This is a genomic window from Rhodopseudomonas palustris (assembly GCF_007005445.1).
Lineage (GTDB): Bacteria > Pseudomonadota > Alphaproteobacteria > Rhizobiales > Xanthobacteraceae > Rhodopseudomonas > Rhodopseudomonas palustris_G.
This window is the reverse complement of record NZ_CP041387.1, coordinates 3,084,611-3,096,601: the sequence shown is the minus strand read 5'-3', so window position 1 is coordinate 3,096,601 and position 11,991 is coordinate 3,084,611. Positions and strand designations below refer to the sequence as shown.

Sequence of the window (11,991 nt, the reverse complement as noted above, 5' to 3'; positions counted from 1 at the left end):
AACAGTTCGAACGACTCGGAACCCGGCGGAGCGGCCGCATTTTAGGCCAGCCGGAAGCAATAGAAAGTGTTAATGTGCTGAAACGTGCCATCGTCTCCATTGTCAAAGCCAGCACTCGGGTTGCGGCTTTTACTGTGCTGATCGGCGTATTTCTCGCTGTCGCGGCCGGTTTCTATACTTACCAACATTTCGGGATCAACACCGACATCAACCATTTGATCTCGTCTGATCTCGACTGGCGCAAACGTGATATCGCGTTCGAGAAGGCGTTCGATCAGGAAAGACTGATCCTGGCGGTGGTCGAGGCCCCGACGCCGGAATTCGCGAATGCCGCGGCGGCCCGGCTCTCTGATGAATTGTCGAAGAATCACAAGAACTTCGACTCGGTGAAACGGCTCGGCGGCGGGCCGTTCTTCGATCGCAACGGACTTTTGTTCCTGCCAAAGGACGAGGTCGCCAAGGCGACCGGCCAGTTCCAGCAGGCGGTTCCGCTGATCGAGATCCTGGCGGGCGACCCGTCCATCCGCGGCCTCACCGCGGCTCTGGAAACCGGACTGCTCGGGCTGAAGCGGGGCGAACTGACGCTCGACGGCACCGCCAAGCCGTTCGATACCGTTGCGGCGACAGTCGAGGACGTGCTCGGCAGCCGGCAGGCGTTCTTCTCCTGGCGCGCTCTGGTCAATCCGGAACCGCTGACCGCCGGCGACAAGCGCGCCTTCATCGAGGTCAAGCCGATCCTCGATTTCCAGGCGCTGGAACCCGGCAAGGACGCCACTGATGCGATCCGTCAGGCGGCGGTCGATCTCAAGCTCGAGCAGGATTTCGGGGCGCGGGTGCGGCTGACCGGTCCGGTTCCGATCTCCAATGAAGAATTCGCCACCGTCAAGGAGGGCGCCATCGTCAACGGCATCGGAACCGTATTGGTGGTGCTGTTGCTGCTGTGGCTGGCGCTGCATTCTTCCAAGATCATCTTCGCGGTCGCCGCCAATCTGACGATCGGCTTGGCGATCACCACCGCGGTCGGGCTGATGCTGGTGGATTCGCTCAACCTGCTGTCGATCGCCTTTGCGGTGCTGTTCGTCGGCCTGGGTGTCGATTTCGGTATCCAGTTCAGCGTCCGCTATCGCTCGGAACGCCACAAGACCGGCGATCTCGACAAGGCGCTGGTGCAGGCTGCGGAGTATTCGGCTGTGCCGTTGTCGCTGGCCGCGATGTCGACCACCGCCGGCTTCCTGTCGTTCCTGCCGACGTCGTACAAGGGAATCTCCGAACTCGGCGAAATCGCTGGCGCCGGCATGGCGATCGCGTTCCTGACCAGCATCACCGTGCTGCCGGCGCTGCTCAAGCTGCTGAATCCGGCGGGCGAAAAGGAGCCGCTCGGCTACGCCTTCCTGGCGCCGGTCGATCGCTTCCTGGAGAAGCATCGGATCGGCGTCATCGCCGGTACGATCGGGGTCGCGGTCGCCGGCCTGCCGCTGCTGTACTTCATGCAGTTCGACTTCAATCCGATCAACCTGCGCAGCCCGAAGGTCGAGTCGATCGCGACCTTCCTCGACCTGCGCAAGGATCCAAATACCGGCGCCAATGCCGTCAACGTGATGGCGCCGTCGGAGCAGGCGGCGCGCGACATCGAGGCCAAGCTCGCCAAGCTGCCGGAAGTGTCGCGCACGATCTCGCTCGACACGTTCGTGCCGCCCGACCAGCCGGCCAAGCTCGCGCTGATCCGCGAAGGCGCCAAGCTGTTGGAACCGGCGCTCAACCCCGAGCAGGTCGATCCGCCGCCGTCCGATCAGGAGAACGTCGCGTCGCTGAAGAGTTCGGCCGAGGCGCTGCGCCGCGCCGCCGGCGAGGCCAGCGGGCCCGGCGCCGACGCCTCGCGCCGGCTCGCCGCTGCACTGACCAAGCTCGCCGAGGCCGATCAGGCGACGCGCGACAAGGCCCAGGACGTGTTCGTGCGGCCGCTGCTGATCGACTTCGAACTGCTGCGCAACATGCTCAAGGCCGAGCCGGTGACGCTCGACAATCTGCCCGCCGACATCGTGTCGTCGTGGAAGACCAAGGACGGCCAGATCCGCGTCGAGGTGCTGCCGAGCGGTGACCCGAACGACAACGACACGCTGCGCAGATTCGCCGCCGTCGTGCTGCAGGCCGAGCCGCTGGCGACCGGAGGTCCGGTGTCGATTTTGAAGTCGGGCGATACCATCGTCGCCTCGTTCATCCAGGCCGGTCTGTGGGCGCTGCTGTCGATCTCGATCCTGCTGTGGATCACGCTGCGCCGGCTCACCGACGTGGCGCTGACCCTGGTGCCGCTGCTGGTGGCCGGGGCGGTGACGCTCGAAATCTGCGTGCTGATCGACCTGCCGCTGAACTTCGCCAACATCGTCGCGCTGCCGCTGCTGCTCGGCGTCGGCGTCGCGTTCAAGATCTATTACGTCACCGCCTGGCGCGCCGGCCGCACCAATCTGCTGCAATCGGCGCTGACCCGGGCGATCTTCTTCAGCGCCCTGACCACCGCGACTGCGTTCGGCAGCCTGTGGCTGTCCAGCCATCCGGGAACCGCCAGCATGGGCAAGCTGCTGGCGCTGTCGCTGGTGACGACGCTGGCGGCGGTGCTGCTGTTCCAGCCGGCCCTGATGGGCAAGCCGCGCCACATCGACGAGAGCGGCGACACCGATCTGTGAGTCGTGCCCGGCAGGGGCGTCGGCGCTGCCGGCATCCCTGCTGGGACTTCGCCGAGGCGAGGCGTTTGTTCCAGCGGCCTGCCGTTTCTCAGCATGACGTGCCGCTGAGACCGGCGGGCAAGGCGACATTGACGCAGGCGGCGTGACAGGGCTGGCGCCGCATGGGGCGTTGGGACTATACCCACGTCGGGGCAGGGGGGCGTGCTTCATGCGGGAGCGGCCGTGAAATCCGGCGTGTCTCCCGCGCATCACAACTCTGGAAAGAAAGCTCCAGTGCGACGCACCGCCAGCCTTATGTGTTGACGGGGGGTCCAACAAGCGACGTAAGTATCCCATGCAGCAGCCGAATTTAGACCTCGCCGAGATGTTCGCGGCGCGCGAAGCGCAACGCAGCTCGATGCATACGCGGCATCTCAACGAGCAGCTCGTCCGCGTCCTCAAAACCATCGGCTACGACGTCGGCTTCCAGAAGGGCACCGGCCAGTATCTCTACGACCGCGACGGCGCCCGCTATCTTGATCTGCTCAGCGGCTTCGGCGTGTTCGCGCTCGGGCGCAACCATCCGGTGGTGCGCAAGGCGCTGCAGAGCGTGCTCGACGCCGACCTGCCCAATCTGGTGCAGCTCGACGTCTCGACGCTGGCCGGCATCCTGGCCGAGCGGCTGCTGGAGCAGGCGCCGTATCTCGACAAGGTGTTCTTCGCCAATTCCGGTGCCGAGAGCGTCGAGGCCGCGATCAAGTTTGCGCGCGGCGCGACGGGGCGCAACGGCATCGTCAATTGCGACCACAGCTATCACGGCCTGACCTACGGCGCGCTGTCGCTGACCGACGACCAGAACTTCCAGGGCGGGTTCGGGCCGCTGCTGCCGGGTGTCACCACCATCCCGTTCAACGATCTCGAAGCGCTGGAGAAGGCGCTGTCGACCCGCGAGGTCGCGGCCTTCATCGTCGAGCCGATCCAGGGCAAGGGCGTCAATATGCCCACCGACGAGTTCCTCCCCGCGGCCGCGGCGCTGTGCAAGCGCTACGGCACGCTGTTCGTCGCCGACGAGATCCAGACCGGCATGGGCCGTACCGGCCGCTTCCTCGCGGTCGAGCACTGGAACGTCGAGCCCGACATGGTGCTGCTGTCGAAGGCGCTGTCCGGCGGCCACGTGCCGGTCGGTGCGGTGCTGACGCGCAAGTCGATCTTCGACAAGATCTTCAACCGCATGGACCGCGCGGTGGTGCACGGCTCGACCTTCGCCAAGAACGATCTGGCGATGGCTGCCGGCATTGCGACGCTGGAAGTGCTGAAGGCCGAGAAGCTGGTCGAGGCCGCCGCCAAGCGCGGTGCCGAGCTGCGGCTGGCGCTGACCCGGATGGTTCCTGGCTACGAGCTGCTCAAGGAAGTGCGCGGCAAGGGCCTGATGATCGGCGTCGAATTCGGCCCGCCGCAGTCGCTGCGGCTGAAGGCGTCGTGGACGATGCTGGAGACCGCCAACAAGGGTCTGTTCGTTCAGCTCATCACCGTGCCGCTGTTCAAGGATCACAAGATCCTGACCCAGGTCGCCGGCCACGGCCTGCACACCATCAAGCTGCTGCCGCCGCTGACCATCACCGAGGACGACTGCGCCTGGATCGAACGCTCGTTCGATCAGGTGATCGCCGACAGCCACAAGGTTCCCGGCGCGATCTGGTCGCTCGGCAAGACCCTGGTCGACAACGCGGTACGAAAATCGGCGTAGCTTGATCGCACGCGGCGATCTGCCGGCAGCAGTCCCGAGCTGAGTGACGTTGCCTGAGCGACGTTGCGCGCTTCGCTTGCGCACAACTCATCGATCCGTGTGTGCGGCTGCGTGCAGACCGAATGCGGGTCGCCTGTCGTGTGCGTTGACGTGACGCAACACCACATCCCCTCGCCGACCTTTCTTCGCTACTCGTGCCGGCAGCGATTGGCCTGGATCAGTGGTGAGCGTATGGCCCTCAAGACGATCGTCGTATTCGTCGACCAGACCCCAGCCAGCGACGCGCGCGTTCGCTATGCCGCCGGCCTGGCGATGCGTCACCAGGCGCATCTGATCGGCCTCTTCATCGTCCCGAATGCGTGGCAGCACGATCGCTCCGACAGCAACATCCAGGGCGGCGCGGCGATCCGCGAGATGCTGGAACGGCACAATCTCATCGAAAGCGATGCGCTGCAGGCCGCGGGTCGCAGTTTCGAGGCGATGGCTGCGCGCGACGACGCCTCGTTCGAATATCGCGCTGTTCGCGGCGGCGACGTCGGCGAGCTGGTCCGGCTGCATTGCCTCCACAGCGATCTCGTCGTCGTCGGGCATCCTTCCGCGGGCCTGCCCGCGGGATGGTCGCCGCAGCAGATGCTGCTCTCCACCGGGGTTCCGGTGCTGATCGTTCCGGCGAGCTGGCCCGAAGGGACGATCGCGCGCAACGTCCTGTTTGCCTGGAATGCGAGCCGCGAAGCGCGGCGCGCACTCACCGACTCTCTTCCGGTGCTGCGTGCGGCGGAGGCGGTTTCGGTCGTGGTGGTCGATCCGAACAATAATCGTGCGCATGGGCAAGAGCCCGGCGCCGACATCGCGCACCATCTCAGTCGCCACGGTGTCACCGCGCGCGTCGAACAGTTGCAGTCCAAAGGCGAGCCGATCGCCGAGGTGATCCGGCGCTACGCCGCCGAACACCAGTCCGACCTGATCGTGCTCGGCGCCTACAGCCACTCGCCGAAGCGCGAATTGCTGTTCGGCGGCGTGACCCGCACCTTGCTGAGCAAAGTGACGATCCCGACGCTGATCGCGCATTGAGGCCTGCGAACGGAACGGCGTGCCGGCAAGAGCATGGCCGGCACGCGGTCAAGCACGTGTGCAGTTTCGCCGTGATCGTCGAGCCTCGATAGCGGCCGCAGCGGGCGCTGTTGCTTTGACGATGCCCAGTTGCAATGATATATATCATTGGTAGATATCAAATTGGAGGCTTGGTCGTGACCAATCGCGCCAAGAGGTCCGGGGCCTCGTCGCCTTCCGCGCCCGACGCGCCGGCGACCGCCAAGCTATTCATGCACGGCCGCAGCCAGGCGGTGCGCTTGCCCAAGGCGTTCCGCTTCGAAGGCTCGGAGGTGCGCGTCTCTCGGCAGGGCGACAAGGTCATCCTGGAGCCGATCAAGCGGAAGCCGTTCGACGCCGAGGCGTTCTGGGCCAAGCTCGACGCGCTCGGCGCGCGCGATTTCCCGGATCTGACAGACGACGATTTGCGCCCGGATCTCGACGACAAGCCTTCGTTCGATTGACGACGCCGTGTTGTTTCTTGATACCAATGTCGTCGTCGATCTGCTGCGTAAGCGATCGCCGCGGCTTCGCGACAGTTTCGCCGCTGCCTGCGCCTCCGATAGTCCGCTCGCGATCTCAAGTATCGTGCTGTTCGAGCTGCGCTTCGGCGCACACCACAGCCAGCGGCCGGAAGCGAACATGCGTGCGCTCGAGGCTTTCCTGGACGATACCGGCATAACCGTCGTGACTTTCAACGCAGCCGACGCCGCGCAAGCCGCCGACATCCGCGCCGGGCTCAGCCGGGCGGGCGCACTGATCGGACCCTATGATATCCTGATCGCCGCGCAGGCGCGCGCCCGCGGCGCGATCCTGGTCACTGCCAACCGGCGCGAGTTCGAGCGCGTGCCCGGGCTGATGGTCACCGATTGGACGGCGTGACGGGTTGAGCGTGCGCTCCCTGACGAGCCGACCAGGGCGCTGCTGGCGCGACTTTCGCCGCAGACTACAGTTGCCCGACGCGGCCGTGGAGGAAGGACGCTTGCGAAATGACCGACGACGACGCTCCGCCGTTCGCCGACCGCTGGGTTCGCATCATGTGCGACTATTCGGCCGAAGGCGTCTGGGACAAGCAGGGCCGTTCAGTCTCGGCCGAAGACCTGCCGGTGCCGTCCGACATCCACCGCATGCTGCTGGGCTGGCAGGAGTGGTACGAAGCAGCCGACTCCACCGACGCGGATCGGCTGCCGTTCGACGGCGCCGCACACGCCGCCTTCGGCCTATACATCGCCCGCAGGGTCAAGCGCGCGCTGCCGGACTGGACGGTGGTCTATTTCGACGAAAGCAAATTGCCGCCACGCGGCGCGCCCGATTTGCCGCGTCACGTTTTCGAATACGAAATCCATCTTCCGGACTGCCCGCCCGGAAAATTCTGATCACCCGTGCGCATCCGCGCCTCTCGATGAAAGTCTGCTGTGAACCCGCAATCCCTCGTCGCCAAGGTCTGGAATTTCGCACATGTGCTGCGCGACCAGGGCGTGTCGTATCAGGCCTATATCAGCCAGATTTCCTACCTGCTGTTCCTCAAGATGGACGAGGAGCGCGTCGAGCAGATCGGCGAAGCATCGATGCTGCCCGACGGCGCGCGCTGGGCCGATATCAAGGAATTGTCCGGTGAGGCCCTGGGCACGACCTACGGCAAGCTGCTCGAAAAACTGTCGAAGCAGCCGGGCATCATCGGCGCGATCTTCCTGAAGGCCCAGAACGAAATCCAAGACCCGGCCAAGCTCAAGCGCCTGGTCGGCCTGATCGACGGCGAAACCTGGCTCGCCTTGCCGGTCGACGTGAAAGGCAGCATCTACGAAGGGCTGCTCGCCCGTAACGCCGAGGACGTCAAATCCGGCGCCGGGCAATACTTCACGCCGCGCCCGGTGATCGAGGCAATGGTCGCGCTGGTCGATCCGAAGCCGCATCAGACTGTGCACGATCCGGCCTGCGGCACCGCCGGATTTCTGCTCGCGGCGTGGGAGCACATGAAGAAGCACCCGAAGGCGCGTGACCGGCGGGTCTATTCCGAGCTGAAGAACAAGTTTTCCGGCGTCGACATCGTCCCCGAGGTGGTGCGGCTCGCGGCGATGAACCTTTACTTGCACGGCATCACCGGCGTGGACTCCATCGTCGAGGCCAAGGACGCGCTGCTCGGCGCCGGCGGCAAGAGCTACGACGTGGTGCTGACCAATCCGCCGTTCGGCAAGAAGCAGAGCTACCGCATCGTTCGCGACGACGGCGAGATCGACAGCGAGCGCGAGGACTACGACCGCCAGGACTTTTTCGTCACCACCTCGAACAAGCAGCTCAACTTCCTTCAGCACATCATGACGGTATTGGCGCCGAACGGCGAAGCGGCGGTGGTGCTGCCCGACAACGTGCTGTTCGAGGGCGGCGCCGGCGAGACCATCCGGCGCCGGCTATTGCAGAACTTCGACTTCCACACCCTGCTGCGGCTGCCGACCGGCATCTTCTACAAGCAGGGCGTCAAGGCGAACGTGCTGTTCTTCGACAAGAAGCCCCCGTCGGAGGAGGCCTCGACCAAGGAGCTGTGGATTTACGACCTGCGGACCAACCAGCGCTTCACCCTGAAAGAGCGCCCGATGGTCCGGGCCGACCTCGACGATTTCGTCGCTTGCTACCGGACGGGCCACCGCGCCGAGCGCGCCGAGACCGAGAAGTTTCGCCGCTACCCGCTCGACGCTCTGTTGTCGCGGGACAAGGTCAACCTCGACATCTTCTGGCTCAAGGACGACACCCTCGACGACCCCGACCTACTGCCGCCGCCCGACGAAGTCGCCGCCGAGATCGTCGAGAGCCTGGAGACCGCGCTGGAGCGGTTTCGGAGCGTGTCGAAGGCGCTGGGGGAGGGGCCGGCTTGAGCCAACCGTCGCTCCGCGGCGCGTCGTCCACGCTGGCCCTCGAACCGACTTGACAAAATTCCTATTGTGACTATAATCCGCTTTGTCCTGTCCACGAGGGGCGCTTCGCGAGGCGTCGTTGAGTGGGACAGATCATCGGCCGGGAGGCTGGCCGGTGAGGGTCGGCGAAGTCGCACTGCGCGGCATCGTCCGGCCGGATGCGGCGTCCTGCGCGGTGTGGTTCGCAGCCACGTCGTCCGGGAAGTCGAGGGTCGCCGTCCGCCGCTACTACGAGCGGCTGCCGCTTCAGAGGCTGGACGGGTCGAGTAGAGGCCGGGGAAAGCCCGCAAGCTCGCTCGGTCCCGGAAGCACGGTCCTTCGGCTCAAAACTCGCCGCGGTGGGCGCGCCGACGAGGCGTAGCGCGATGGTTCGCAGCCATCGCGATCAGCACCACCCTTTGCGCCGACCGGCGCGCCCCCACCCCTCGCTGCGCAGCGACGGGTGCACGGCTCCGACGCATCAGGCGCCGCGAGAACGAATTGCCGTGGCTGTTTGACACGTGAGCTGGACAATCCAAGCGGGGCGCGGCCTGGCACTTACTTCCCATCCTCCAGGATCATCTCCGCGCCCTTCTCGGCGATCATCGCGGTCGGGGTGTTGGTGTTGCCGGAGGTGATCGTCGGCATGATCGAGGCGTCGACGACGCGCAGGCCATCGAGGCCGTGGAAGCGCAGGCGTTCGTCGACCACCGCGAGTGGATCGTCGGCGCGGCCCATCTTGGCGGTGCCGACGGGATGGAAGATCGTGGTGCCGATGTCGCCGGCGGCTTTGGCCAGCGAGGCGTCGTCGTCGCCGACCGAGGGCCCGGGCAGATACTCCTCGGGGTGATACGTCGCCAGCGCCTGCTGCTTCATCAGCCGCCGCGTGACGCGGATCGCGTCGGCGGCGACGTGGCAGTCTTCGGCGGTCGACAGATAATGCGGCGCGATCGACGGCGCGGCGTCGAGGGCTGTCGATTTCAGCTTGATCTCGCCGCGCGAAGTGGGGCGCAGATTGCAGGCGCTGACGGTGATCGCCGAGAACCGATGCAACGGATCGCCGAACTTGTCGAGCGACAGCGGCTGGACATGGAACTGGATGTTGGCGCGCTCCTGATGCGGGTCGGAGCGGGTGAAGATGCCGAGCTGCGACGGCGCCATCGTCAAGGGGCCGCGCCGACGCAGCGCGTAGTCCAGCCCCATCCAGGCGCGCCGCGGCAGCGAGTGATAGATCTCGTTCAACGTGCGGCCGCCGCTGACCTTGTAAATCGCGCGCTGCTGCAGATGGTCCTGCAGGTTGCGGCCGACGCCCGGCCGATCGAGCACCGGCTCGATGCCGAGCGGCTTCAGCCATTCGGCCGGGCCGATGCCGGAGCGATGCAGCACCTGCACCGAGCCGATCGCGCCGGCGCACAGAACCACCTCGCGGCGGGCGCGGGCCTCGATCGGCACTCCGTTCTGCATGAAGCGGACGCCGACCGCGCGGCCGTTCTCGACCAGTACGCGGTCGACCACGACATTGGTTTCGAGCCGCAGGTTGGAGCGGTGCAGTGCAGGCTTGAGAAAGCCGCGCGCCGACGACCAGCGCCGGCCGCGCTTCTGGTTGACATGGAAATAGCCGACGCCTTCGTTGTCGCCGGTGTTGAAATCGGCGCTGCGCGGAATCCCCATCTCGCAGGCCGCGTTCGCCACCGCATCGAGGATCGGCCACGACAGCCGCGCCGCCTCGATCCGCCAGCCGCCGCCCTTGCCGTGATGTTCGCTGTCGCCGAGGAAGTGGTCTTCGAGCCGGCGGAACACCGGGCGGACGTCGTCCCAGCCCCAGCCGGTGAGGCCGAGCTGGCGCCAATGATCGTAATCGGCGGCCTGGCCGCGCATCGAGATCATCGCGTTGATGGCCGAGGAGCCGCCGATCACCTTGCCGCGCGGATAGGCCAATGACCGACCATTCAGGCCCGGCTCGGGCTCGGTCTTGAACATCCAGTCGGAGCGCGGATTGCCGATCGCGAACAGATAGCCGACCGGAATGTGAAACCAGATCCAGTTGTCGCGACCGCCGGCCTCCAGCAGCAGCACCTTCCGACTCGGATCGGCGGAGAGCCGGTTGGCGACGATGCAACCTGCGGTGCCTGCGCCCACCACGATGGTGTCGAATTCGCCTTCGATCCGTGCCGTCATCGAGTCCGCCCGTGCATTTTGTCGTTGGGCAGAGGCTTAGCGCCGCGGGTCGGCGCTGTACAGTTGCCGGAGCGGAACGGGCCGGTTAGCCTGCTGGCTTGGACAACTGGAGCCGCACCGCCTCATGCCCGTGATCAACCGTGTCGCCGATCTGCAGCCCGACATCGCGGCCTGGCGCCGCACGCTGCATCAGCAGCCGGAGCTGATGTACGACGTCGACGGCACCGCGGCGTTCGTCGCCGAGCGGTTGCGCGAATTCGGCTGCGACGAGGTGGTCACCGGGCTCGGCCGCACCGGTGTGGTCGGTGTGATTCGCGGCGCTCGCCCGGCCGGCACCGGCGATCTCAAGGCGATCGGGCTGCGCGCCGACATGGACGCGCTGCCGATCATGGAGGCGACCGGACTGCCTTACGCCTCGAAGGTGCCGGGCAAGATGCACGCCTGCGGCCACGACGGCCACACCGCGATGCTGCTCGGCGCCGCGCGCTATCTCGCCGAAACCCGCAACTTCGCCGGCGATGCGGTGATGATCTTCCAGCCGGCCGAGGAGGGCGGTGCCGGCGCCGCGGCGATGATCGACGACGGCCTGATGGAGCGGTTCGGCATCGAGCAGGTCTACGGCATGCACAACGGCCCCGGCATTCCGGTCGGCGCGTTCGCGATCAGCCCGGGCCCGGTCATGGCGGCGACCGACGCCATCGACATCCGCATCGAAGGTCATGGCGGTCATGCGGCGCGGCCGCATCTGTGCGTCGATCCGGTGCTGGCCGGTGCGCAACTGATCACCGCGCTGCAGGGCATCGTGTCGCGCAACGTCGATCCGTTCGAAGCCGCGGTGCTGTCGATGTGCGAGTTCCACGCCGGCAACGCCCGCAACGTGATCCCGCAATTCGCCGAGCTGAAGGGCACGGTGCGGACGATGACCGCCGAGGTGCGCGACATGATCGAGCAGCGCGTGCGCGACGTGGTGGCCGGCGTCGCGCAGGTGACCGGCACCAGGATCGATCTGACCTACGAGCGCGGCTATCCGGTGCTGGTCAATCATCTGGCGGAGACCGATGTCGCGATCCAGATCGCGCGCGAGGTCGCCGGCGAGGCCAACGTGATGCCGCTGCCGCCGCTGATGGGCGCCGAGGACTTCGCCTACATGCTTGAGAAGCGGCCGGGCGCGTTCGTGTTCATCGGCAACGGCGACAGCGCCGGGCTGCATCACCCGGCCTACGACTTCAACGACGAGGCGATCGTGTACGGCACCTCGTATTGGGTCCGGCTGGTGGAGACCCAGCTTGCGGCGTGACGCTCAGCGTCGCCTCGAATTCGCGCAAAACCTCCGTCATGCCCGGCCTTGTGCCGGGCATCCACGTCTTTGCGGACATCACCGCACGAAGGACGTGGATGGCCGGGACGAGCCCGGCCATGACGGAATCTC

General features: G+C 66.1%; 9 protein-coding genes. 8 read left to right on the top strand and 1 reads right to left on the bottom strand.

Annotation, left to right across the window (positions count from 1 at the left end; genetic code table 11):
- The first annotated feature begins 74 nt into the window (after positions 1-74).
- The 7 genes from FLL57_RS14165 (at position 75) to FLL57_RS14135 (ending at position 8,366) form a co-directional block, all read left to right on the top strand.
- Complete coding sequence (locus FLL57_RS14165; RefSeq protein ID WP_142884220.1) at positions 75-2,681, top strand: MMPL family transporter; 2,607 nt, start codon at positions 75-77, stop codon at positions 2,679-2,681.
- A 334-nt stretch (positions 2,682-3,015) separates the two neighbouring features.
- A complete protein-coding gene (hpnO, locus tag FLL57_RS14160) occupies positions 3,016-4,407 on the top strand; it encodes an aminobacteriohopanetriol synthase HpnO (RefSeq protein WP_142883207.1) in 1,392 nt (463 codons plus the stop codon).
- A 63-nt stretch (positions 4,408-4,470) separates the two neighbouring features.
- Positions 4,471-5,478: a universal stress protein gene (locus FLL57_RS14155; RefSeq protein ID WP_235677144.1), complete on the top strand. Its 1,008-nt coding sequence runs from the start codon at positions 4,471-4,473 to the stop codon at positions 5,476-5,478.
- A gap of 134 nt (positions 5,479-5,612) precedes the next feature.
- Positions 5,613-5,960, top strand: a complete 348-nt coding sequence (locus tag FLL57_RS14150) for an antitoxin (protein WP_082315484.1) — start codon at positions 5,613-5,615, stop codon at positions 5,958-5,960.
- 7 nt (positions 5,961-5,967) lie between these two features.
- The gene (locus tag FLL57_RS14145) at positions 5,968-6,378 is read left to right on the top strand and encodes a type II toxin-antitoxin system VapC family toxin (RefSeq protein WP_041807132.1); all 411 of its coding nucleotides are present in this window, start codon (positions 5,968-5,970) and stop codon (positions 6,376-6,378) included.
- Positions 6,379-6,485: 107 nt separating this feature from the next.
- Positions 6,486-6,872, top strand: a complete 387-nt coding sequence (locus FLL57_RS14140) for a hypothetical protein (RefSeq protein WP_142883206.1) — start codon at positions 6,486-6,488, stop codon at positions 6,870-6,872.
- A gap of 39 nt (positions 6,873-6,911) precedes the next feature.
- Positions 6,912-8,366, top strand: a complete 1,455-nt coding sequence (locus FLL57_RS14135; protein WP_142883205.1) for a type I restriction-modification system subunit M — start codon at positions 6,912-6,914, stop codon at positions 8,364-8,366.
- 576 nt (positions 8,367-8,942) lie between these two features.
- Here the strand turns inward: FLL57_RS14135 and FLL57_RS14130 are convergent.
- The gene (locus FLL57_RS14130; RefSeq protein WP_142883204.1) at positions 8,943-10,562 is read right to left on the bottom strand and encodes a GMC family oxidoreductase; all 1,620 of its coding nucleotides are present in this window, start codon (positions 10,560-10,562) and stop codon (positions 8,943-8,945) included.
- 124 nt (positions 10,563-10,686) lie between these two features.
- On the opposite strand from FLL57_RS14130, the gene FLL57_RS14125 reads away from it, so the two are divergent.
- Positions 10,687-11,859 (top strand): M20 aminoacylase family protein, encoded by a 1,173-nt coding sequence (locus FLL57_RS14125; protein WP_142883203.1) that lies wholly within the window; start codon positions 10,687-10,689, stop codon positions 11,857-11,859.
- Positions 11,860-11,991: the final 132 nt, after the last annotated feature.